Annotated in this window: 18 protein-coding genes and 3 tRNA genes; 1 reads left to right on the top strand and 20 read right to left on the bottom strand. The window is 53.9% G+C overall.

Going from position 1 to position 22,471, the window contains the following annotated elements:
* Positions 1–8 precede the first annotated feature (8 nt).
* The 5 genes from DS743_RS05450 to DS743_RS05430 form a co-directional block, all read right to left on the bottom strand.
* Positions 9–2,468 carry an ATP-dependent Clp protease ATP-binding subunit gene (locus DS743_RS05450; protein WP_035183858.1) on the bottom strand — a complete coding sequence of 820 codons (2,460 nt, stop codon included), beginning with the start codon at positions 2,466–2,468 and terminating at the stop codon, positions 9–11.
* Positions 2,469–2,491: 23 nt separating this feature from the next.
* Positions 2,492–2,953: a free L-methionine (R)-S-oxide reductase MsrC gene (gene msrC / locus DS743_RS05445; protein WP_035183860.1), complete on the bottom strand. Its 462-nt coding sequence runs from the start codon at positions 2,951–2,953 to the stop codon at positions 2,492–2,494.
* Positions 2,954–3,111: 158 nt separating this feature from the next.
* Positions 3,112–3,183 (bottom strand) — tRNA-Gly (locus DS743_RS05440).
* 108 nt (positions 3,184–3,291) lie between these two features.
* A tRNA-Pro gene (locus DS743_RS05435) sits at positions 3,292–3,365 on the bottom strand.
* 4 nt (positions 3,366–3,369) lie between these two features.
* A tRNA-Gly gene (locus tag DS743_RS05430) sits at positions 3,370–3,441 on the bottom strand.
* A 117-nt stretch (positions 3,442–3,558) separates the two neighbouring features.
* On the opposite strand from DS743_RS05430, the gene DS743_RS05425 reads away from it, so the two are divergent.
* Positions 3,559–4,185 (top strand): DUF5052 family protein, encoded by a 627-nt coding sequence (locus DS743_RS05425; RefSeq protein ID WP_003616936.1) that lies wholly within the window; start codon positions 3,559–3,561, stop codon positions 4,183–4,185.
* A gap of 62 nt (positions 4,186–4,247) precedes the next feature.
* Here DS743_RS05425 and DS743_RS05420 read toward each other — a convergent pair whose 3' ends face one another.
* From DS743_RS05420 to mfd, 15 genes are all read right to left on the bottom strand, one after another.
* A complete protein-coding gene (locus DS743_RS05420; protein ID WP_035183863.1) occupies positions 4,248–5,540 on the bottom strand; it encodes an O-acetylhomoserine aminocarboxypropyltransferase/cysteine synthase family protein in 1,293 nt (430 codons plus the stop codon).
* 747 nt (positions 5,541–6,287) lie between these two features.
* Positions 6,288–6,458 carry a hypothetical protein gene (locus DS743_RS05415; RefSeq protein ID WP_181406074.1) on the bottom strand — a complete coding sequence of 57 codons (171 nt, stop codon included), beginning with the start codon at positions 6,456–6,458 and terminating at the stop codon, positions 6,288–6,290.
* Between the two features lie 59 nt (positions 6,459–6,517).
* On the bottom strand, positions 6,518–6,766 hold the full coding sequence (locus tag DS743_RS05410) for a GGDEF domain-containing protein (protein WP_141372481.1): 249 nt from the start codon (positions 6,764–6,766) through the stop codon (positions 6,518–6,520).
* Positions 6,767–6,778: 12 nt separating this feature from the next.
* Positions 6,779–7,183: a hypothetical protein gene (locus DS743_RS05405; protein ID WP_002878666.1), complete on the bottom strand. Its 405-nt coding sequence runs from the start codon at positions 7,181–7,183 to the stop codon at positions 6,779–6,781.
* 151 nt (positions 7,184–7,334) lie between these two features.
* A complete protein-coding gene (gene lysS, locus DS743_RS05400) occupies positions 7,335–8,858 on the bottom strand; it encodes a lysine--tRNA ligase (protein ID WP_035183865.1) in 1,524 nt (507 codons plus the stop codon).
* 16 nt (positions 8,859–8,874) lie between these two features.
* Positions 8,875–9,903, bottom strand: a complete 1,029-nt coding sequence (gene dusB / locus DS743_RS05395) for a tRNA dihydrouridine synthase DusB (protein ID WP_002878669.1) — start codon at positions 9,901–9,903, stop codon at positions 8,875–8,877.
* Positions 9,904–10,022: 119 nt separating this feature from the next.
* Positions 10,023–11,309, bottom strand: coding sequence for a peptidase T (gene pepT, locus DS743_RS05390; protein ID WP_002878670.1), 1,287 nt, complete (start codon positions 11,307–11,309; stop codon positions 10,023–10,025).
* Positions 11,310–11,318: 9 nt separating this feature from the next.
* The gene (locus DS743_RS05385) at positions 11,319–12,944 is read right to left on the bottom strand and encodes a peptide ABC transporter substrate-binding protein (protein WP_035183867.1); all 1,626 of its coding nucleotides are present in this window, start codon (positions 12,942–12,944) and stop codon (positions 11,319–11,321) included.
* A 484-nt stretch (positions 12,945–13,428) separates the two neighbouring features.
* Positions 13,429–14,310 (bottom strand): Hsp33 family molecular chaperone HslO, encoded by an 882-nt coding sequence (gene hslO / locus DS743_RS05380; RefSeq protein WP_035183870.1) that lies wholly within the window; start codon positions 14,308–14,310, stop codon positions 13,429–13,431.
* 44 nt (positions 14,311–14,354) lie between these two features.
* On the bottom strand, positions 14,355–16,469 hold the full coding sequence (gene ftsH, locus DS743_RS05375) for an ATP-dependent zinc metalloprotease FtsH (protein ID WP_016395842.1): 2,115 nt from the start codon (positions 16,467–16,469) through the stop codon (positions 14,355–14,357).
* 71 nt (positions 16,470–16,540) lie between these two features.
* Positions 16,541–17,836, bottom strand: coding sequence for a tRNA lysidine(34) synthetase TilS (gene tilS, locus DS743_RS05370; protein WP_072544245.1), 1,296 nt, complete (start codon positions 17,834–17,836; stop codon positions 16,541–16,543).
* Between the two features lie 45 nt (positions 17,837–17,881).
* Complete coding sequence (locus DS743_RS05365; protein ID WP_002878677.1) at positions 17,882–18,235, bottom strand: S1 RNA-binding domain-containing protein; 354 nt, start codon at positions 18,233–18,235, stop codon at positions 17,882–17,884.
* Complete coding sequence (locus DS743_RS05360) at positions 18,235–18,615, bottom strand: FtsB family cell division protein (RefSeq protein ID WP_002878679.1); 381 nt, start codon at positions 18,613–18,615, stop codon at positions 18,235–18,237. Before DS743_RS05360 ends, DS743_RS05365 begins: the two co-directional genes overlap by 1 nt.
* 65 nt (positions 18,616–18,680) lie before the next feature.
* Complete coding sequence (locus tag DS743_RS05355; RefSeq protein WP_002878680.1) at positions 18,681–18,923, bottom strand: RNA-binding S4 domain-containing protein; 243 nt, start codon at positions 18,921–18,923, stop codon at positions 18,681–18,683.
* Between the two features lie 68 nt (positions 18,924–18,991).
* Positions 18,992–22,468, bottom strand: coding sequence for a transcription-repair coupling factor (gene mfd / locus DS743_RS05350; protein WP_072544246.1), 3,477 nt, complete (start codon positions 22,466–22,468; stop codon positions 18,992–18,994).
* Positions 22,469–22,471 lie beyond the last annotated feature (3 nt).

The raw sequence follows: 22,471 nt of genomic DNA, 5'->3' as shown, positions 1-22,471 counted from the left end.
TCTATTGATTATCCCTTGATCTTTTCACCAGTCTTGGCCTTGACGATTTCAAAGCGCAGCTTGCCGCCCCGGGCACCGATCTTGACCGTGTCGCCGGCCTGCAGCTTTTCGCTGACCAGGTCCTGGGCCAATTCGTCTTCAACTTCATCCTGGATGGTCCGCCGCAATGGCCGGGCCCCCATTTCCGGATTGTAGCCGTCCTTGGCCAATTGGTCCAAGGCAGCTGGCGACAGGCGCAAAGTAATATCTTTTTCCGCCAGCCGCTTGACCAGTTTCCGGGTCAGAAGCGTCACGATTTCCCGCAGCTGCTTGGCTTCCAGGGGCTTGAAGACGATCTTTTCGTCGATCCGGTTCAAAAATTCCGGCCGGAAGAAGTCCTTGGTGGCCCTGGTTACCTTTTCCGCGATCAGCTTGCCCTGGTCTTCCTGGCTGGCTGAGAAGCCCACGTGGCTGTCAGCTTCCAAGCTTCTGGAACCAAGGTTGGAAGTCATGATGATAATCGTGTTTCTGAAGTCGACCTTCCGGCCCAGAGAATCAGTCATGAAGCCTTCATCCAGGACCCGTAGCAAGACGTTGAAAATTTCCGGGTTTGCCTTTTCCACTTCGTCAAAAAGAACCACTGAGTAAGGATGTTCCCGGACTTTGTTGGAGAGCTGGCCACCTTCTTCGTAGCCAACGTAGCCAGGCGCTGACCCGATCAGCTTGGAGGAAGATTCCCGGTCCATGTACTCTGACATGTCGACTCTGATGATATTGTCTTCTGAGCCAAAAACTGCCTCAGCCACAGCCTTAGCCAGTTCAGTCTTGCCGACCCCGGTTGGGCCTAGGAAGAGGAAGGAACCGATCGGCCGGTTCTCGTCCTTCAAACCGCTTCTGGACCGGCGGATGGCATTGGCCACGGCCTTGACGGCATCGTCTTGGCCGATGACTCTTTCATGCAGGATCCCTTCCAGGCGGGCCAGGCGCTTATTTTCGCTGGTCTTAAGCTGGGTTACCGGAACCCCGGTCCAGATGGAGACCACCTTGGCCACGTCTTCAGCCCCAACGACTGACCGCTTCTCATCCTTGCCGGCCAGCTTCTTGGCAATCTCATTCCGCTTTTGCCGCAAGGCGATTTCCTGGTTGCGCAGCTTGGCCGCTTGGGCAAAGTTCTGCTTGGCTGCTTCATCGTTCTTCTGCTTGAGAGTCCGGCTGATTTCCAAATCGATTTCAGCCAGGTCCTTGTCTTCGCCAGTGTCATTAGCCAGTTTAACCGCCGCGCTGGCTTCATCGATCAAGTCGATGGCCTTGTCCGGCTGGTAGCGGTCGGCAATGTAGTGGCTGGACAAATCAACTGCTGCCTGCAAGGCTTCTTCTGACAAAGCTACCCGGTGGTAGTCTTCATACTTGTCCTTGATCCCATGCAAAATTTGCAGGGTTTCCTCTTCATTTGGCTCAGCCAGGCGGACCAGCTGGAAGCGGCGGACAAAGGCAGAGTCTTTTTCCATGTGCTTGCGGTATTCTTCAAAAGTCGTGGCCCCGATCAATTGAATGTCCCCGCGGGCCAATGCCGGCTTCAAGGTGTTGGAGGCGCTCATCGCCCCTTCCGCGTCCCCGGCCTTGACCAAAGAGTGGATTTCGTCGACAAAAAGAATGATATTCTTGCTGGCAGTAACTTCCTTGATTAAGCGGTCCATCCGCTCTTCAAATTCACCCCGGTAGCGGGTACCGGCCACCATGCTGTTGACATCCAGTGAAACCACCCGCTTGTCAGCCAGGTCCCGGGGAACCTTTTTAGCAACGATCGCGCTGGCCAAAGCTTCAGCGACCGCGGTCTTGCCGACCCCAGGCTCACCGACCAAAAGGGGGTTGTTCTTGGTCCGCCGGGACAGGATCTGAATCGCCCGGTCCAGTTCCCGCTGGCGGCCGATCACCGGGTCAATGTTGCCTTCTTTAGCCCGCCGGTTCAAGTCGATCCCGAAGCGGTCCAAAATCGGCGTCTGCGACTGGCTGCTGCCTGCCGCGGCTGGCCGGCTGGTCTGGCCGCTTTCCCCGGTCACCTGGTTGGCGTCGTCCAGTTCGTCTTTCAAGTTTTCCAGGTCCACGTCCAGGTTGCGCAGGATCATGGCTGACAGGATCTGCTCACTGGAAACCAAAGCCTGGAGAATGTCAGTCGTTTCGATTTCCTTGCTGGACCGGAGTTCAGAATTCCGCTTGGCATAATCCAGCGCCAAAGTCAGGCGGGGAGAAAATTCCATGTAGCTGGTCGGGGCCGCTGAGCCGTAGTCCGTGTAGCGCTCGATTTCTTCCCTGACTCCGGTCGGCGTCACGTTCATGGTCCGCAGGATCTTGCCGGCTTTGCCGTCAGCTTCGATTACCAGGGCCAAAAGGACGTGCTCTGTCCCGACCAGGCGGTGGTGAAACTCCTTGGCTTGTTCCTGGGCAATTTCCAAGACCTGTCTGCTGCTCTTACTGTATGAATTTTGCATATAAAAATCGCCTCACACTGGACCTAGTTGCCTAAAGCTACTGCCGCGATCTGCTCTAAGTACTTCTGGTCCAAATCATCAAAATTGTCTAAATTAGTCGAGTCAAAGTCGTACACGCCCCAAAGGCTGCCATCCCGGTTAAAAACCGGCACGACGATTTCTGAATTGGAGGCACTGTCGCAGGCTATGTGGCCTGGGAAGTCATGGACATTGGCCACGATCTGCGTCTTCTTTTCCAGGGCGGCTTTCCCGCAGACCCCCTTACCCAGCTGGATGTGCACGCAGGCCGGCATCCCCTGGAAGGGTCCCAGGATCAATTCCCCCTTTTCAAAGCGGTAGACCCCGGCAAAATTAACGTTTTTCATCCCCGCCTTCAAAAGGGCCGAAACATTGCCGGTATTGGCGATCCAGTCGCTCTCCCCGGCCGTCAAGGCCTTGGCCTGCTCAAACAATAACTCGTACTCTGCCTGACTTGCTGCTGCCATGATTTCCTCCTTCACGTCTGCCAGTAAATAGGTAAAAAGGCAAAAATTGCTATGCTTGCAAGCATAACATTTCCCGATCTTTTCGACAAGCCAGGCGCCCTGCAGATCTATTATAAGGCAAAAAGAAAAGGCCCGCTAAATTAGCGAGTCTTTGATGAAGCGGAAGACGGGATTCGAACCCGCGACCCCCACCATGGCAAGGTGATGTTCTACCACTGAACTACTTCCGCGATACATTTATTAGTTTACCAAAAAATTTCTCTTTTGCAAGTCTTTTTTGCCCATAAATGAGAAAAAAGCGCCGCTATAAAGTAACGCTTTGATCACACATTGGCTAATCGGGAATGCAGGATTTGAACCTGTGACCTCTACGTCCCGAACGTAGCGCTCTACCAAACTGAGCTAATTCCCGAAGAAGCGGAAGACGGGATTCGAACCCGCGACCCCCACCATGGCAAGGTGATGTTCTACCACTGAACTACTTCCGCAACACATCTATTAGGATAATCTAAAAGCCGGGTCTTGGCAAGGGCTTTTTTATAAAAAATAGTATTTTTCTCGGGGGCAAGTTCGATTAAACTAAGAGTAAGAAAACGTTTGTCTAAATGAAAGGAAGAGAAAAAATGAAAAAGAAAAGACTCCTGGCGGCCTGCCTGGCCTTGGCCCTCCTGCCTCTCCTGTCCTCCTGCTCCATGATCAGCGACTACACCCTGGACCTCAAGTCCAAGCTGGTCGGCATCCCCTTTACCGTCTCCACCTATGACTACGACGGGCAAAAGATCGACCAGATCAAGGGTAAGTCAGTCCACATTGAGACCTACAAGCCGATGAGCAAGAAAAATTCCAGCGGCGACGAGCAGTCCAAAGTCATCGACGTGGAATTCGGCGGCCAGCAGATGATCCATGTCGGCTCCAGCTTGATCGCCAACGAAGGCCTGCGCAATTACGAAGATACTTTTTCCAAAAAGGTCACCATTACCGACAAGCAGCGGTCCATTCCGGTTCTGTCAATAATGTACAACAATTTCAGAAACGACTGGCTCTCCAAGGGCAAGGTCATCATGATCCGGTCCCAAGCCGGCAAGCCGATCGCCGTTTATGCCGGTAACAAGGTCCGGGTCAGTGCCACTGACATGCCATCAACCACCCAGATCAATGTCGACGGCCACCGGCTCTTTATCTACCGCTGCGACTACTCCATCTATGACATGGAGACTATCAAGAAGATGTAGACGCAAAAAACGTTTCCTCAAGCAGGAAACGTTTTTTAGTATTAAGGAGTATTTTTCAAAAATTACAGCTTGGCCAGGGCCTGGTCCAGATCGGCCAAAAGGTCGTCGATATTTTCCACCCCAACGGAAATTCTGATCAAGTCCGGAGTAATCCCGACGCTGGCCAGTTCTTCGCCGTTCAGCTGGGCATGGGTGGTTGAAGCTGGCTGGATGATCAAGGACTTGGCGTCAGCCACATTGGCCAAAAGAGAGAAGATCTTCAAGTTGTCAATCAGCTGCTTGCCGGCTTCTTCCCCGCCCTTCAGGCCAAAGGTGAAGATTGAGCCGACCCCCTTCGGGAAGTCCCGTTCAGCCAGGGCATGGTCCGGGCTGTCGGCCAGGCCCGGGTAGCGGACCCAGGCAACCTTTGGATGCTTGCTAAGGTATTCAGCTACTCTTTGCGCGTTGTAGACGTGGCGTTCAACACGCAAGGACAAGCTTTCCAAGCCCTGCAAAAGAAGGAAGGCGTTGAAAGGACTGAGGCTGGCCCCGGTGTCGCGCAGAACTGTTGCCCGGATTTTGGTAGTGAAGGCCCCAGCCCCCAGCTTGGCCCAAGTCACGTCCTTGTAGGACGGGTCAGGGTTAGTGAAAGTCGGGTAGCGGCCGGACTTTTCATAGTCAAACTTGCCGCTTTCCACGACTACCCCGCCCATAGTCGTCCCGTGGCCGCCGAAGAACTTGGTCGCTGAGTGGACAACCACGTCAGCCCCATGTTCAAATGGCCGGTAGAGGTAAGGGGTAGCAAAGGTGTTGTCGATAATGACCAAAACCCCGTGCTTATGGGCCACTGCTGCTACCGCGTCAATGTCGATCAAGTTGGCATTCGGGTTGCCGATGGTTTCAGCGTAAACCACCTTGGTATGGTCGTTGATTTCTTTTTCAAAATTGGCCGGATCGCTTGGGTCAACGAAGTGGGTATTGATGCCCAATGGCGGCAAGGTCTGGGCAAACAGGTCGTAGGTCCCGCCGTAAATGGTGGAAGCAGCTACGATTTCGTCGCCCGCCCCGGCTACGTTCAAGATAGCGGCGGTAATCGCTGCCGCCCCAGTTGCCAAAGATACACCACCAGTGCCGCCTTCCAGGGCAGCCACCCGGCTTTCAAAAACAGCCGTGGTTGGGTTGGTCAAACGGCTGTAGATGTTGCCGGCGTCGGTCAAGGCAAAGCGGCCAGCTGCCTGGTCAGCGTCGTCAAAGACATAGGACGTGGTCTGGTAGATCGGCACTGCCCGGGCGCCAGTTTCGTCGATTGGCTGGCCGGCGTGGACCTGCAAAGTTTCAAATGACAAACCTTCGTTGCTGATAGCTTCTTTACTCATGTTTTTTACCTCGCTTGTGTTGTTGCTGTGTAATATTTGTTTTTTAGTTGTTAGTTGTTGGAAATGATTAGATTGCTGAAATATTGCTGTTACAAACACAAGCGACACATGCAGCTGGCCCCAATCGCTGCTCCCCGCCAGAGGATCAGCCAGCGTTTCGTCTGTTGATACCGTTTCCTGCACATGAACCTTACCTCGTAAAAAAGCCGCCCAACTAACCAGTAGTTCAGGCGGCCTTTACTATCTTCAATACAGTAACGATCTTAGGATGGTGAACCACAGGTATTCGCTTCTATGCTAAAAGGCATGCTGGACATCAGCATGTTCATTGGCATGACTTGCATTTGACAATTCTTAGCTGCGAATTCCATCTCAGTTCTCCTTTCTTCATCAGTTCTTAATTTAGTTTTAAGTATACTAGCCTTAGGGAAAATGTCAATCCGTTTTTTAGAAAAAAGGGCAAACAAAAACCAGGAAATCATGGCAGTGATTTCCTGGTTGATCGTCCTATTCACCAAATCAAGCCGCTGAGAGCACTTTCCCAGCTAAACCTAATCTGTATTTAAAGTATACGAGCTTTTTGTCCAAAGTCAATCTCTTTTCCGGGAAAAATCAGGACCGGGCCAGCAAAACATTGCCCCCGCCCTGCTTTTTCACCTCGTACATCAATTGGTCGGCCTTTTGGTAGAGCTGATCGACATTAGGCAAGTTGTTTAGGTAGTGGATGACCCCGCAGGAAAAACGCAGCTAGCTGAGCCGCTGGCCGTCTAATGCGATCTCCTCCTTGGCAAAAGCCGCCTGCAGGCCCCGCATTTTCTCAAGGCAAGCAGCTTCTGACGGGCAGTGGCAGGCAAAAACGAACTCGTCGCCCCCCAGCCGCGCCAAAACATTGTCCTTGGCCGGGTCAAACTTTTCCACAAAGTCAGCCCGGTCCCGGTAATCGACTTTCAGCTCTTTTTCCAGGCACTGGCAAGCCTTTAAATGGCCAGGTCCCCCATCCGGTGGCCGTAATTGTCGTTGATTTGCTTGAAGTAGTCGATGTCAACCAAGCCGATGAAGAGGTCAGTGCACTCCGGCTGCTGGATTGCTTTTTGCGAAAGGTCCATGAAGGTCGACCGGAGCATCACCCCGCTCAAGTGGTCAAAATTAGCCTGGACCCGGAGCTCGCGCTGGTTCTCCTTGTACTTGTTAAAAAGCAGGAAAGAGGCGATCCGCTCTCTTTGCACGATATGAAAAAACTAGGCAGCCGGGAAAGACATAAACTGGTGGGGCAGCATGGTCAAAGCGGCAAAGACCAGGTTCAAGACTAAAGCCAGAGTCCAGGCCCAGGTCTCTTCCCTTTTCAGCAAATAGTTGATTGCCAATAAAGCCAGGGCACTTCCAGCTGCCAGGCCTTCTCCCTGCCAAAACAAAAGCAAAGCTGCCGCCAGCAGGCCGCCATTCAAAACAGCTAATGCCCGCTTCCCCGGCCGCCAGAGAAGGTAGGCGCTAAGCCCCTCTAAGAGGCAGAGGACGGCAAAAATACCCGCCTTTAAGGGCTGGCCGGCCAAATAAGCCGGTAAGCCGCTGCTGGCAGCCAAAAAGGCCCCAGCCAAGGCGGAGATGGTGGTTAAGATCGACAATAAGTATTTGTAGATTGGCAAAAATTCACCTTTTCTAATAGCAGCTCGCAATTTAATTGCCTATATTCTAGCAAAAAAGCTCTAATATTCATATCTTGAAAACGATTCGTTTTATTTTTTCAAACAAAAAACTCTCCAGGCAAAGCTGGAGAGTTAAATTTAGCGATCTGAACTACTTGTCCAGGTTAATGTTCTTTTCGTCGTCGACGATCTTTTCCGGCCGCATGGTTGGGAAGAGGAGGACGTCGCGGATTGAAGCCGCGTTGGTCAAAAGCATGACCAGACGGTCGATCCCGATGCCCAGACCACCCGTAGGTGGCATACCGTATTCCATAGCCCGCAGGTAGTCTTCGTCGATGATGTCGGCTTCGTCGTTACCGGCGTCACGTTCAGCCATTTGGGCTTCGAACCGTTCCCGCTGGTCAAGCGGGTCGTTCAGTTCTGAGAAGGCGTTGCCGTATTCATTGCCCATGATGAAGATTTCGAAACGGTCAGTGAAGCGCGGGTCATCCGCGTTCTTCTTGGCCAGCGGTGAAACTTCAACTGGGTGGCCGTAAACGAAGGTTGGGTCAACGATTGTCTTTTCACCAAATTCTTCAAAGAAGGCGTTGATGATGTGGCCAACTTGCCAGTAAGGTTCAACTTCAACATGGTGTTCAGCGGCAACCTTCCGGGCTTCTTCCAGAGTCATTGGCTGCCAGAAGTCAACGCCAGTCAGTTCCTTGATCAGGTCAACCATGTGCACCCGGCGGAATGGCTTGCCCAAGTCCAGGTCAGTGCCCTGGTAGTTGATCTTGCCGTCTTCTGAAACAACCTTGGCCGCTGCCCGGATGATGCCTTCGGCTTCATCCATGACATCGTGGAAGTCGTAGTAAGCAGCGTAGGTTTCCAGTTCAGTAAATTCAGGGTTGTGCTTGAGGTCCATCCCTTCATTTCTGAAGACCCGGCCGATTTCGTAAACCCGTTCCATGTCACCGACGATCAGACGCTTCAGCGGCAATTCCAAGGCAATCCGCATGTAGAGGTTGATGTCCAAAGCGTTGTGGTGGGTGATGAACGGACGTGCTTCAGCCCCGCCTGGGATGTTGTGCAAAACTGGCGTTTCAACTTCCAGGAAGTCCTGCCCGTTCAAGTAGTCACGGATGGCCTGGATGATCTTGGTCCGGTTAACGAAGCGCTGGTAGCTTTCGTGGTTGGTGATCAAGTCCAGGTAGCGTTGGCGATAAATGGATTCAACGTCCTTAAGACCGTGGTACTTGTCAGGCAGTGGCCGCAAAGCCTTGGACAGGAAGGTCACGTGCTGGGCCCGGACAGACAATTCGCCTGAGTCAGTCTTGAAGACTTCGCCTTCAACGCCCAGGAAGTCACCAAGGTCGGCCTTCTTGAAAATCTGGTAGTTTTCTTCACCGACCATGTCCTTGCGGACGTAGATCTGGATCTTTCCGCTACGGTCATAGAGGTCCGCAAAGCCGACCTTGCCCTTGCCCCGCTTGGCCAGCATCCGGCCAGCGATCTTGGTCTTCGGCATATTTGCGTTCAATTCATCCTTGTCAAGGCCCAAGTACTTTTCGTCCAGGTCGCGGGCCAAGGCTTCCCGGTCATATTTGCGGCCGAAGGGTTCAATCCCCATCTCCTTGAGTTCTTCAAGCTTTTGCCGACGAACAAGCACTTGGTCGTTAATTTCGTTCTTTGCCAACGTGTTTTTCCTCCATTTACATAGATTGGGTATCAGCGACGCGGTCTTGCTTCTGCCGCGCCCTTTTTTCGTAAATTTCGACGAATTCGTCAAGCAGGTCAAAAACCTCCTGACGCGTCCAGACTTCATTTATTTTAGCACGAGTCCGGGCTGAACGGGGAATTCCCTTCAAATAATATGCTGCCTGCTGGCGAAATTCCGGCACGGCCCGCTTTTCCCCATGCAGCTGGACCAGGCCGTCGAGCTGGTGCTTGGCGGTTTCCACCTTTTCCCGGACGGACTGCTTCGGCAGTTCTTCGCCCGTTGCCAGGTAGTGGGTCATTTCCTTTAAGATCCAAGGATTGCCCAAAGCAGCCCGGCCAACCATGACAGCCGTGCAGCCGATCTCGTCCAGGGCCTTCTTGGCCAGCTGTGGGGTCGTGATGTCCCCGTTGGCCACGAAAGGAATGTCCATGACCTGGGCTACTTCATGCAGGGTTTCCCAGTCAGCTTCGCCTTGGTACATCTGCTTTCTGGTCCGGCCGTGCATGGCCAGCATGGAAGCACCGGCTTCCTGGGCGGCCAGGGCGTTTTCCACGGCAAAAATGTGCTTGCGGTCCCAGCCGATCCGCATCTTGACGGACACCGGCTTTTCCACGTTCTGGACAACCTTGTGGATCATCTGGTAGATCTTGTTTGAGTCCAAAAGCCACTTGGAACCCGCGTCAGTCTTCGTTACCTTCGGCACCGGGCAGCCCATGTTGATGTCAATGATATCGGCATCGGTGTGCTGGTCGATGTATTGGGCCGCCTGCAAAAGGCTGTCTTCCGTCCCCCCGAAGATCTGGATGCTCATCGGGTGCTCGCCCGGGTCGACGTCCAGCATGCTCAAAGTTTTCTCGTTGCCGTAGATGATCCCGTGGTCGGAAATCATTTCGCAGACAACCATGCCGGCGCCGAATTCCTTGCAGACTTTTCTAAAAGCCATGTTGGAAACGCCAGCCATCGGCGCCACCATCACCCGGTTGGGGATTTCGATTTCACGTATCTTCCAAGTAGTGTCCATTGCCATCTTTTTCCTTTCAATAACTACAACTTTATATCATAACAAGAATAGGCCTGAAGGACAAATCAAAAGTCCGCTAAAAGAGCATCCCCCGTTAAAAAAGGATGCTCTTCTTATCTTTACCAGTATTTTTCCAGAGGCCGCTTGTCTTGCCCCTCCTTGCTCTGGCGGGCATGCTCAGCCGCGATCGTCACCAAGACCTCGGCCAGCTTGTCCATCTGCTCGACCGTCACGTATTCGTAGCGGCCGTGGTAGTTGCCCCCGCCATTGAAGAGGTTGGGGGTCGGGATTCCCTTTTTGGTGATGAAGTTACCGTCGGTTCCCCCTCTAAAGGTCTGTACATTTGGCGCCAGGCCTGCTTTTTCATAGCTGTCTAAGGCCAGGTTGACCACATAAGGCCGGTCCTTGACCCCGTTGTAGATATTCTCGTACTGCCGGCGCAGGTCCAGCTGGAAGCGGTCTGGCCCGTATTTTTCCCCTAAGGAAGCGACGAGCTTTTTGACCAAATCTTCTTTAGCCAAAAATTCATCCCAGTCAAAGTCGCGGATGATCAAGCCGACATGGGCTGAATCGACACTGCTCTGGGCGTCCGTAACCATAATAAAGCCCTCGTGGCCCCGGGACTTTTCCGGCACCTGGTCTTGGGGCAAGGCCGCCAAAAATTCCGTCATGATCGTCGTGGCGTTGACCAGCAGCCCGTAAGCTTCACCCGGGTGGACCACGGTTCCCTTGATCGTCAAATCAGCGGCTGAGGCATTGAAGGTCTCGTATTCAAAGTCGCCTGGCCGGCCATTGTCCAAGGTATAGGCAAATTCCACTCCCGGAAAATCAGCCGGGTCAAAGCGCTGCCCGCCCAGGCCAATTTCTTCATCCGGGCCAAAAGCCACATAGATATCGCCATGTTCAACTTCCGGGTGCTCATGGAGATACTTGAGAGCTGCCAGCAGGCCTGCCACCCCGGCCTTGTCGTCAGTCCCCAGAACCGTTTTCCCGTCGCTGGTGATCAGGGTCTGCCCCTTTAAGGTCAGCAGGTCAGGAAATTCTTCCGGGTCCAGGAAAATGCCGTTCGCTTCATCCAGGGCCAGCTTTTGCCCCTGGTAGTCCCGGTGGACTTGGGGGCGGATGGGGAAGCGGTCGTCAAATTCAACCGTGTCCACATGGGCGAAAAAGCCGATTGGGGCAACGCCTGCCGTATTAGCGGCCAGGTGGCCGATCGCGAAGGCAGTTTTTTCATTGTAATAAGACTCAAGGTCATAGTCTTTGACCTGGTCAGCCAGTTCCTTCATCATCTTGACCTGATTAGGCGTGGTCGGAACCTGGTCTTTATTGGCGTATTTGGACTGGGTGTCTTCCTTGGCGTAGTGGATGAAGTTTTTCTCTAAAAAATCAAAGTCAGAAAAAGCCATGCCTGCCTCCTATTTCTTGATGTAAACAAGCTTGAAGTCGTAAGGGATGCCCAGCGGGTTGTAGGACACGTTCTTGACGTAGCTTTGCACCAGCTGCGGCTTGGCCGTCTGGATCAGCGGGATAGTCCCCTGTTCATTCATCAACAGCTTTTCAGCTGCCACCAGCCGCTTCCAACGCTGAACCGGCTTGTTGCCGTAGACGTTTTCGGCTTCATTGAGCAGCTGGTCGTACTTGCTGCTGGCAAAGCCGCTGGTGTTGTAGCTGGAGTCCTTTTCAAAAACATCTAGGAAGTTGATCGGGTCACCTAAGATAGCCTGCCAGTTCTTGATGGTCAGCTGGTAGTTGCCAGCGCTTTGCCGGGAGATCAAGGTCGTGTATGGCAGGGTCGTCACGGTGATCTTCACCCCTGGCAGTTCGCCCAGCTTGCTTTGCAGGAATTCGCCCACCTGCTTGGCGGAGTCAGTATCGCTGACCGTCAGGTTGAGGTTAAGGGACTTGATGCCCAGTTCCTTGTAGCCCTTGGCCAGGTACTTCTTGGCTTCCTTCAGGTTGTAGCTGACTGCTTCCTTGACATAGGCTTCCTTGTAAAAAGCTTCCCCGGTCGTCGGGTTGTTCCCCATGCCGGATGGAACGAAGCCCTTGGCCGCCACTGACCCGTCACTCAAGACCTTGGCCAGGCTCTCTCTGTCGATAGCCAAGGACAGGGCCCGGCGGATGTTGAAGTTGTTAAAGGCTTTGACCTTCTTGCGGTTTAATTCCAGGCGCTGGATAGCGGAAGCCGGCCGGCCGTAGAAGGTGGACTTGCCCTTGTTGGCCTTGACTTGTTCCCCGGTCAGGTAAGTTTCATCCAGCTTGCCAGCCTGGTAAAGGTTGTAGGCAGTTGAAGAAGTTTCGCTGATGGTTTCGTTGACCTTGTCCAGCTTCACGTTCTTCTTGTCCCAGTAGTTTTGGTTTTTAACCAGGGTAAATTGCTTGTTGGACCCGGTCCACTTGGTCAGCTTGAAAGGACCGGAGGAAATGGTGTACTTGGCCGCCGTCCCGTACTTGCTGCCGACTTTTTCAATAAACTGCTGGTTTTCCGGGAAGAAAAGCGGGAAGGCCAGCAGGAGCTTAAAGTAAGAAACCGGCCGGACCAGCTTGATCTGCAGCTTGTTTTTGCTCAAGGCCTTGACGCCCAGGCTGCTGACAGGCTTCTTGCCGGCATTGATGGCTTCGGCGTTTACGATCTGGTAGAGGTAGAAGGCCATGGAAGACTTGGTCTTCGGGTTCAAGCTTCTTCGGTAGGAGTAGACAAAGTCATTGGCCGTGATCGCCCGGCCGTTGGACCACTTGGCGTCTCGCAAGACAAAAGTATATGTCTTGCCCCCGTCAGTAACCTTGGCGCTCTTGGCCAGGGCCAGCTGGGGCTTTTGCTTTTTGTCCAGGCGGTAGAGCCCTTCCTGGGTGTTCAAAAGGGCTTGGAAGGAAGTGGAGTCAGTCGTCAGTGACGGGTCCTGGGTTGAGATCTGGGCACTTTCGGTCCAATTAAGGACTTGCTTGGTTTGGGACTGGGAATTCTTTTGCTGGCCGCAAGCGGCTAAAACGATGGCTGAGGCGGTCAAAAGACCGGCAGCGGTAATTTTCTTCAAGGTCATGATTTCCTCCGTTTTTTACTAGAAATAACAACTATTAACAAACACATCGCAGCTTAAAAAGAAAAGCGCCCCTGAGATCAACTCTCAGGGACGCTAGTAGCGTGTTACCACCCATCATTCAAAGCAAAAAAGCTTCCTCAACAGATGCTCTGCCAGAAAAAGAGACGCCTCTTGGCCCAGAGGCCAAGGGACGTCTTCGCGCGTTACCACCCTTTATTCAGCCCCGCCTCACGGCCAGGGCCCTTGAAGTCTTCCAGTCAGAAGATCTGAACGCGCTAACGGGCGTTAAGCGGGTCCGGCTTATCAGCGACTCGCCGGGACCATGCCAACACAAGACCATCTTCGCCAGCTTCCGCCTCCTGTTTCTCAGCACCAACAGTTCTCTGTAGAGGCTTCCCCTGACTACTCATCTTTTTAAGCTTTACTTAATTTAACTATAATTAGAGCATAAAGTAATTTTTACTTTTCGTCAAGGGAGAAAATGTTATTTTCCCAGCTTTTTGTCCAAAATGGCTTGCAGTTCTGCTTCCGTAAAATTGTACTTGTTCCCGCAGAAGTTGCAGACCAGTTCAGCTCCGTGGTCTTCGTCGATCATTTCCTTGAGCTGGCTGCCCTTCAAAGTCTCCAGCATGCCGGCGTACTTTTCCTTGGAGCAGTCGCAGTGGTAGGAGACCTCGTCCTTTTCCAGGATCTTGCAGTCATCGCCCAGGATCTTCTTGGCCAAGTCTTCCGGCGTCATCCCGTCCAAAAAGGCGGATGAGAGCTGCGGCAGGGCCTTGATCCGGTCTTCAGTTTCCTGCAGGAGTTCTTCGCTGGCCCCTGGCAGTGCCTGGAGCAAAAAGCCACCCGCGGCCCCGATGGTGTCGTTCGGGTTGACGAAAACCGACAGGCCAACAGCTGACGGGATCTGTTCTGACTTGGCCAGGTAGTAGGTCAAGTCTTCAGCGATTTCCCCGGACACGATCGGCACTTCACCGGTGTAAGGCTGCTTTAAGCCCAGGTCCTTGGTTACCTGCAACCAGCCCTTGCCGACAGCCCTCTTAACGTCGATGTGACCGTCTTCTCTGGCCGGCAAGGCCACGTGGTTATTTTGGACATAGCCCTTAACAGTCAAATCTGACTTGGCCGTAACCACGGCTGCCCCAACCGGGCCATCGCCCAAGAGGCGCAAAGTCAGTTCCTGGTCACCCTTTAATTCTGCCCCGGCTAAGAGAAGCGCGCCCAAAAGGCTCCGGCCTAATACAGCTGAAGAAGCTGACCAGGTGTCGTGCCGCTTTTGCGCTTCAGCGACCAGGTCCTTGCCGTTAATGGTCAAAAGGCGCAGGTCCTTGCTGGCATTGATTGCTTTGATTAAGTAGTCGTTCATGATTTTCCTCCATAAAAATAGAGCCGTTGCCGGCTCTATTTCTTCTATTCATCCTTGTCTGAATCGTCTGTTTGTTCAGTCTTCTGACTAGGAGCGTCATTGTCGTCCTTTTCAGGATCCTTTGACAGGTCGCTTTCGCTTGGCGTCGGCAGAGCTTGCTTTTCAGCAGTATCTTCTTCCACCTTTTCTTCTGCCCGCTTCTGCGCAGCTTCCTTGGCTTCTTCATAGCTCAAGGCCTTGGCTTCAGATGGGAACTCTTCGCTGAACTTTTCAGGCATCTTCCCAGTCTTGTAGAGTGAGTAGATTTGCTTTTCATCCAGAGTTTCGTACTTCAGCAGGGCTTCAGCAATGATCCGGTGCTTTTCCCGGTTGTTTTCAACAATTTCAACCGCCTTGGCGTGGGCTTCGTCCAGGATCTTCTTGACCGCTTCGTCGATCTTGGCCGCAGTTGCTTCACTATAAGGCTTGAAGCCGTAAGGAGTGCCTTCGCCTTCCTTTTCCAGTTCAACCATGCCCAGTTCATCGGTCATCCCGTAGTTGACCACCATGCTGCGGGCGATTGCCGTGGCTTGTTCAAAGTCGTTTGAAGCCCCAGTTGACTGGTCGCTGACCACGACTTCTTCACCGGCCCGGCCACCCATCAAACCAACGATTTGCTCAAAGAGCTGCTTCTTGGTCAAGATGAACTGGTCGTCCTTCGGCAGCATGATGTTGTAGCCGCCTGCCCGGCCACGAGGCACGATGGTCACCTTGCGGACAGTTCTTGAGTCGCTCAGGACCAGACCACAGATTGAGTGACCGGCTTCGTGGAAGGCCACGCGTTCGCGTTCCTTCTTGGAAATCATCCGGTCCTTCTTGGCTGGACCAGCGATTACCCGGTCTTCAGCTTCATCGATGTCGGCCGCGGTGATCTTGGTCCCGTTCCGGCGGGCTGCGACTAAGGCAGCTTCGTTAAGGACGTTTTCCAGGTCAGCCCCGACAAAGCCAGGAGTCTGACGGGCAACTTCCTTCAAGTCGACGTCGTCAGCCAGCGGCTTGTTCTTGGCGTGAACGCGCAGGATGGCTTCCCGGCCCTTGACGTCCGGAGGACCAACCAGGACCTTCCGGTCAAACCGGCCTGGCCGGGTCAAGGCCGGGTCAAGCACGTCAGACCGGTTGGTCGCGGCCATGACGATAACGCCTTCGTCGCCTTCGAAGCCGTCCATTTCAACCAGCAGCTGGTTCAAGGTTTGTTCACGTTCATCGTTGCCGCCGCCCTGGCCATTGCCACGCTGGCGGCCGATGGCGTCGATTTCGTCGATGAAGATGATGCTTGGCGCGTTCTTCTTGGCGTTGGTGAACAGGTCACGGACACGGCTGGCCCCGACCCCGACGAACATTTCAACGAAGTCTGAACCAGAGATGGAGAAGAAAGGTACGCCCGCTTCACCGGCTACGGCCTTGGCCAGCAAGGTCTTACCAGTACCCGGAGGCCCCTCAAGCAGGACACCGGACGGGATTCTTGCCCCCAGCTTGGTGTATCTTGCCGGGTTCTTCAAGAATTCGACAACTTCCACCAGTTCCTGCTTTTCTTCTTCTTCACCGGCCACGTCGTCAAAGCGGACCTTGTTCTTCTTCGGGTCCTGCGGCTTGACGTTGGAGCGGCCGAAGTTCATGATGCCGCCGCCCTGGCCGCGGCTGCCGCCTTGGTTCATCATCATGACCATCAAGACGATGAAGAGGACAGTTGGCACCAGCATGATGATCGTTGAGATCCAGTTGCTGGATTGTGATTCACCCTGGGTGCTCATCTTGACGTTCTCAGACTGGGCCAGGTCCTGGACCTTCTTGACGCTGGAGTCGTTTCCCAGCATCGTGGTTGAGAAGCCAGTCACCTTGGAGGAGGTGTTTCCGCCAAAGATATCTGAGCTTGAGGATGACTTGGTTTGACTTGACTTGTAGCTACCGGTTACGGAGTAGACCCCGTTGGACGGCTGCACGTTAAAGTCCTTGATTTCGCCATTGCGCAGCTTCTTCACGAATTCCGAGTAACTGATGGTTTCAGTTGCACCGGAATTGCTGCTGCCGCCAAGGGCCCAATTGATTCCCCAGAGGAGAAGCAAAAATACGACTATGTAGAATAGACCATTGCTAAATAGTCGATTCCGATTATTTTTCATAAATGACCTCCGTCAGATCGAAGAATTACTCCCCCAAATTTTAACATAAAAGCCGGCAACTATCGAAGTTTTTATCTGCCTTTCTTGCATGTTTTCACTTGGTACAAATACAGCGGCCTTTTTCCTTCTTTAACTGCCTGCTGGTAGCAGCCTGCAACATAAACTGCTTCTTGGCCAGCAAAAAGGCTGAGGCAGTTGCCCCGCAAGGCAAGCGGAATTCCAGCCGCCGCAAAAAGCTTCTTGCTCTTAGTCCGGCGGCCGTCTTTTAAAAGCAGGCGCTGGCCGTTTGGCAAGCTCCCGGCAGATAATTTCCCGGGAAATGATATTTCCGCCAGGGGACTTTCCTCTCGCTTTTCCTCACTTAACAGATAACAATTTCCTCTGAAAAAGAAGGGCTGGCCGGCCACAACTTCTTCCAGGGGGCTGGGAGCCGGCTGCTTGACCGGATAAAGCCAGTAGTGGCCCTGGTAAAAGCTGAGATGGAGCCCCCCTTTTTCCTGGCTTTGCCGGTTGGCTAACAGAATCCGGTCCAGCTGGACTCTTTTATTGTACTTTTTTTGGATAAAATTCTCCAGGTAGGCCTTGACCAGCTCGCTTTCCGCCTGCCCGGCCGCTTTAGGAATCCGCCAGCCGCCAAAGAAGGGCTCCGGCTCCGGCAACTTGCCAGCTGCCTGGGCAAAGTAGTCTTCTTCCGCCGTCATTTCCTGGCTGAAGCGCCAGGCATTTTCCAAGAGGTCCGGACTCTCCTTTTTCAAAAGCGGGACGACCTCCTGGCGCAGGCGGTTGCGGGCCGTGATACCTGTAAAGTTGGTCTCGTCTTCGACATATTCCAGCCCCTGCTTTTTCGCGTAAGCCAAAAGGTCCGCCTTGCCAACCGCCAGAAGCGGCCGGACCAGCTTGACCTGCCCCCGCTGGCTGACAGGTTTGAGGCTGTTCATTTCCCTGGGAATACCTGACCGGACCAGCTTGAGCAGGATATTTTCCAGCAAGTCGTCCCCGTGGTGGGCTGTCAGCAGGTAGTCTGCCTTGACCTGCCGGGCCACTTCAAACAAGAAGTTATAGCGGTAGTCCCTGGCCGCTGCTTCCAGGCCGCTTTCCGGATGAAGGGACTTGGGCCAGACGCTTTCATACAGGGAAAGCTGGTACTTATGGCAGTAGGCCCGCAGCAACTGGCTCTCTTTTTGGCTGTCAGCCCGCAGCTGGTGGTCTAAGTGGGCCGCGTAGAGCTGAAAGCCGCCTGGCAAGCGCCGCATTAAATCCAAAAGCGCCATGGAATCCGGACCACCGCTGGCCGCGACCAAGAAATTTCCTTCCAAAGGCAGGCCTTCTTCGGCGAAAAAGGCCAATAGTCTTTTTTCAATGTCCATGCTTTACTCCCTCGTCCATACAAAAAACGGCCCCTCGGGCCGTTTTTATTTCAAGGCAGCTTCCAGCTGCTCTATTTCTGCTCGCGCCTCCTGGTCAACCTGGTTGAGGACCCGGGCAAAGTCGCCGGCCCGCAACTGGCTGAACTGGTTGGTCGGGTCGATCAGATCCGGATCGTTGACCCGGCGGATGGACAAGTCCAGCCGACCCTTGCGCAGGTTCTGGACCACTACTCTAACCTGGTCGCCTGCCTGCCAGTGCTGCCGCTCTCTTGGCCAGTCGCTGCCAAAGTCATTGCGGTGAACAAGGCCGCTCTTATGCTTGGGCAGGGTCACGAAGATGCCCAGGTCTGTCACATTGTTGATTACTCCGTCAAGGCGCTGGCCAACTTTGTAATTCATCAGTTATCGCCCTTTTCCTTGATGTTGTAGATCCGCTCACCGTCTTTAGTGTACTTGTACTTGTAGCGGATCACCTTAGCCACGTAGTCGCTGTCCTTCATATCGTCGCGCTCATTGGTCAGCTTTTCCTTATTCTTCTTGATCTTGGTCAAGGTTGCCTGGTTCTGGCTGACCTGCTTCTGGATCTTGGCCGTCCGGGCCTTGGTCATGGCCAGCTGGAAGCCCAAGACGGCAAAGACCAGCAAGATCAAGGCCAGCAGCCGGTTGCGCCGGACCCGGTGGACTTCCCTGAATTTGATCTGCCGCTTCTTCAGGCGGCGGACATCCTGGTCCGGCCGCAGCGGCGTTACATTTTGCTGATTTCCTCTGTTGTTCCCCATCACTGTCTACCCTATCCTAAAATCATATAACAGATTCAGTATATCAGCTTTGGTGAAAAAAGTCATTAGTCGACTAATTCGTATAAGTCCCCGGCTTCCGCCTTTTTGGTCGTTTCCCGCAAGTCCAGGACCCTGGCCTTAATTACCCTGGTTCCGTAAGCGACGGCGATTACATCGCCGACAACCACGTTGTAGCTGGACTTGACGGTCTTGCCGTTCACGCTTACCCGGCCCTGGTCAGCCATTTCCTTGGCCACCGTTCTGCGCTTGACCAGGCGGGATATTTTCAAAAATTTGTCGATTCTCATGCTTGTCTCCTGTCTGTTAATTTTTGCTTTTTTAACTTTTCCTACTTTAACTTTTTGCTCTTAAAAAATTACCGCTGGATGATCTCCGCCGCGTCCTTGGCAAAAGTGCCCAGTTCCGTGAACATGGCCCGCCGGGTCAGCTTGTCTGGCAAAAGCAGGGTAACCACCAGGCGCTTTTGGGCGCCAAGTGCGATCCGGGCCTTCCAGGAAACATGTTCCAGGGCCTTGAAGATGTTTGGACCTTCCATTTCCCGGCTGCCATAATCACTGAAAATGACCCGGATCTGGGCCTTTTCCTTGACCAGAGTCAAGATCTGGGCCAAGTCGCAGCTGGCCTTCAGGCTGGCCACGTTGAGCAGGTTCTCAACAGCTGCCGGATAGTCACCAAAGCGGTCCAGGAGCTCATCTTCGATGTCTTCCCGATCCTGCAGGCTGCCGATCCCCTTGATCTTCTTGTAAAATTCGATCTTCTGCTCCTGGTCGGCGATGTAGTCTTCTGGAATATAAGCTTCCAGGCCCAGGTCGACCTCGGCATTGCTCTTTTTGACTGGCTTCTTCCCCTGCCGCTCCTTGATGGCGTCAGCCAGCATCTGGGAGTAGAGGTCGTAGCCGACGCTGTCGATAAAGCCGTGCTGCTGGGCCCCCAGCATGTTGCCGGCCCCGCGGATGGACAAGTCCCGCATGGCGATCTTGAAGCCTGCCCCCAGCTCGGTAAAGTCCCGCATGGCGTCCAGACGCTTTTCCCCCACTTCCGTCAGAACCTTGTTTGGCTGGTAGAGGAAGTAGGCATAGGCCAGGCGGGCTGACCGGCCGATCCGGCCCCGCAATTGGTAGAGCTGGCTGAGGCCGTAGTGGTCGGCATCTTCAATGATCATGGTGTTGACATTAGGCATGTCGATCCCGGTTTCAATGATGGTCGTGGTGACCAAAATGTCGAATTCCCGGTCCAAAAAGCGGCTCAAGATGTCTTCCAATTGGTTTTCACTCATCTGCCCATGGGCATAGGCGATCCGGGCCTCTGGCAAAAGCTGCTCCAAGCGGGCAATCGTTTCTTCGATGTCCCCGACCCGGTTGTGCAGGTAAAAGACCTGGCCGCCCCGCTGCATTTCCCTTTGGCAGGCCTCCTTGACCGTGCCTGGCAACTGTTCCAGGACATAAGTCTGGATTGGATACCGGTTTTGCGGCGGCGTTTCCATGACTGACAGGTCTCTGATCCCGATCATGGACATGTGCAGAGTCCGCGGGATCGGAGTGGCCGTTAGGGTCAAAACATCAATATTGGTCTTCAGCTGCTTGAGCTTTTCCTTGTGGGCCACCCCAAAGCGCTGCTCTTCATCGATAATGAGCAGGCCCAGGTCCTTGAACTGGACGTCCTTGGACAAAATCCGGTGGGTGCCGACTACCAAGTCAATACTGCCGTCTTTCAGGCCGGCCACGATCTTCTTGCTTTCGGCCTGGCCCTGGAAACGGGAGAAGCTGGCAATTTCCACTGGGAAGCCCTTAAAGCGGTCCTTGATGGTCTGGTAGTGCTGCTGGGCCAGGATGGTCGTGGGCACCAAGAAGGCGACCTGCTTGCCGTCACAGATGGCCTTAAAGGCTGCCCGCATGGCTACTTCGGTTTTCCCGAAGCCGACATCCCCGACCAAAAGCCGGTCCATCGGCTTGGCCTTTTCCATGTCAGCCTTGATTTCCGCAGTAGCCCGCAATTGGTCAGGGGTTGGCTCATAAGGAAAGGCAGCTTCAAAGGCCGCCTGGTCTGATCCATCCGGGGAAAAGGCAAAGCCCTTCTCCGCCTCTCTTTTTGCATACAGGTCGATCAAGTCGTCAGCGATGTCCTCAACTCTGGCCGCAACCCGCTTCTTGGTCTTGGCCCACTCGCTGCCGCCTAGCTTGTTGACGTGGGGCTGCTTGCCTTCTGAAGCCACGTACTTTTGCACCAAGCTCAATTGGTCAGCCGGGACAAACAGCTGGTCACCCTTTTGGTAGGTGATAGTGATGTAGTCCCGCTTTTTCCCGTCGGTTTCCAAGGTCTGGATGCCTTCAAAGCGGCCGATACCATGGTTGACGTGGACCACATAGTCGCCAGGCTTGAGCTCTGTATAGCTGCGCAGGCGCTGGGCATTTTCCAGGGTCTTGATCCGCTTCTTCGACCGCTTGTTTTGGTTAAAAAGCTCCTTTTCCGTCAGATAGACCAGGTCGCTGTCCGGCAGGACAAAGCCGCTGGCATAGCCGCCGATAACCAGCTGGGCCCGGCCTTCTTTTAAGCCGTCTGCTTCTGCCAAAGGCAGGTAGATGTCATAGTCACGGCAGCTCCGGTTGAATTCCTCCGCTTGCCGGCGGCTGGACACCTGCAAGACCACCGTCTGCCCCTTTTTGGCATAAGAGTCCAGCTCAGTTTTCAAAAGCTCCATCTGGCTGAAAAACTGCTGCGGCTCCCGGCTGTCCCAGGCCAAATGCTGGCCAAAACGGAGCCGGCCCATGGAGTGGGCCATCATACTGACATAGAGGCGGTGGTGGCAATCTGCCTTTAGCACCGCGTCAAAATCCAAGCGCAGCTTCTGCCGGCTGGTCATCATCTTGCTGGCGATCTGGCTGGCCAGGTAGTCATCATTGATAGCGCCCATATTCTTGACGCTTTCGGCGATCAGCTGCCAGTCGTTAAACAAAAGCAATCCTTTAGCCGGTAGGTAGTCCAGCAGACTGAAAGACTCAGGCAAAAGGTAGTCCAGGTAGCGGTCGCAGTCATCCGGCAATTGCCCGTTAGCTAAGGCTTCCTGGGCGATTTCCAAGCTGGCGGCTGCTTCCTTTGGCAGGTCGCCGGCCAGTTCCCGGCCCGCCCGGTCCAAGTCTTCTGCCGTAAAGACGTGGTCACTGGCCGCTGGTACGGTCGCTTCCGGCAATTCCTCCAGGCTGCGCTGGCTGGTCAGGTCAAAAGTCTTGATCGTGTCGATTTCGTCGCCGAAAAATTCCAGGCGCAGGGGGCTTTCCCGGTCCAAAGGATAAAGGTCGACGATGTCCCCCCGCATAGCGAACTCGCCCGGCTTAACTACCAGGTTTTCCCGGTGGTAGCCAGCCTGGTTCAGCCACTGGGCCAGGTCGGGTAGGGCAATTTCATCCCCAACTGCAAAATGCTTCTGTCCCTTTTTAAACAGGGCCGGGGCACTTAACGGATACTGCAGGCCCTGCGGTGTCGCGATCACGACACCAGGCCGGCCGCTTAAGAGCAGGTTCAAGCACTGAATCCGGCTGCTGAGTTCATCCGGTGAACTGACCGCCGTTTGCGTGGCCAGGTTCCCGTCCAGGGCAAAAAGCTCCAGGTCATCATCGGCCAAAAGCCGGCTTAGGTCGTTGTAGCGTTCCTGGGCCTTGTATTCATTCTCTTCGATCAAAAGCAGGGGCTGGCCCACCTGGGCTAAATAAGCCTGGATGAGGACAGCAAAAGCGCCCCGTTCGACTCCTGTAAGCAGGGAGTTCTTGATCCGGGACGTTTTCGCGATAAAAGCAGTCACTCCTTGATCTTTTTTCAAAAAATCAATTACTTGCATGTT

The organism is Lactobacillus leichmannii, from assembly GCF_024701915.1.
GTDB lineage: Bacteria > Bacillota > Bacilli > Lactobacillales > Lactobacillaceae > Lactobacillus > Lactobacillus delbrueckii.
This window is presented reverse-complemented; position numbering and strand designations above follow the sequence as displayed.

Coding starts and splice junctions, on each gene's coding strand:
- ftsH (WP_016395842.1), bottom strand. CDS start 16,469: ATGAAAAATAATCGGAATCGACTATTTAGCAATGGTCTATTCTACATA.
- pepT (WP_002878670.1), bottom strand. CDS start 11,309: ATGGCTTTTTCTGACTTTGATTTTTTAGAGAAAAACTTCATCCACTAC.
- DS743_RS05355 (WP_002878680.1), bottom strand. CDS start 18,923: ATGAGAATCGACAAATTTTTGAAAATATCCCGCCTGGTCAAGCGCAGA.
- msrC (WP_035183860.1), bottom strand. CDS start 2,953: ATGGCAGCAGCAAGTCAGGCAGAGTACGAGTTATTGTTTGAGCAGGCC.
- DS743_RS05425 (WP_003616936.1), top strand. CDS start 3,559: ATGAAAGGAAGAGAAAAAATGAAAAAGAAAAGACTCCTGGCGGCCTGC.
- DS743_RS05360 (WP_002878679.1), bottom strand. CDS start 18,615: ATGGGGAACAACAGAGGAAATCAGCAAAATGTAACGCCGCTGCGGCCG.
- mfd (WP_072544246.1), bottom strand. CDS start 22,468: ATGCAAGTAATTGATTTTTTGAAAAAAGATCAAGGAGTGACTGCTTTT.
- DS743_RS05365 (WP_002878677.1), bottom strand. CDS start 18,235: ATGAATTACAAAGTTGGCCAGCGCCTTGACGGAGTAATCAACAATGTG.
- dusB (WP_002878669.1), bottom strand. CDS start 9,903: ATGGACACTACTTGGAAGATACGTGAAATCGAAATCCCCAACCGGGTG.
- DS743_RS05450 (WP_035183858.1), bottom strand. CDS start 2,468: ATGCAAAATTCATACAGTAAGAGCAGCAGACAGGTCTTGGAAATTGCC.
- DS743_RS05385 (WP_035183867.1), bottom strand. CDS start 12,944: ATGACCTTGAAGAAAATTACCGCTGCCGGTCTTTTGACCGCCTCAGCC.
- tilS (WP_072544245.1), bottom strand. CDS start 17,836: ATGGACATTGAAAAAAGACTATTGGCCTTTTTCGCCGAAGAAGGCCTG.
- DS743_RS05420 (WP_035183863.1), bottom strand. CDS start 5,540: ATGAGTAAAGAAGCTATCAGCAACGAAGGTTTGTCATTTGAAACTTTG.
- hslO (WP_035183870.1), bottom strand. CDS start 14,310: ATGAACGACTACTTAATCAAAGCAATCAATGCCAGCAAGGACCTGCGC.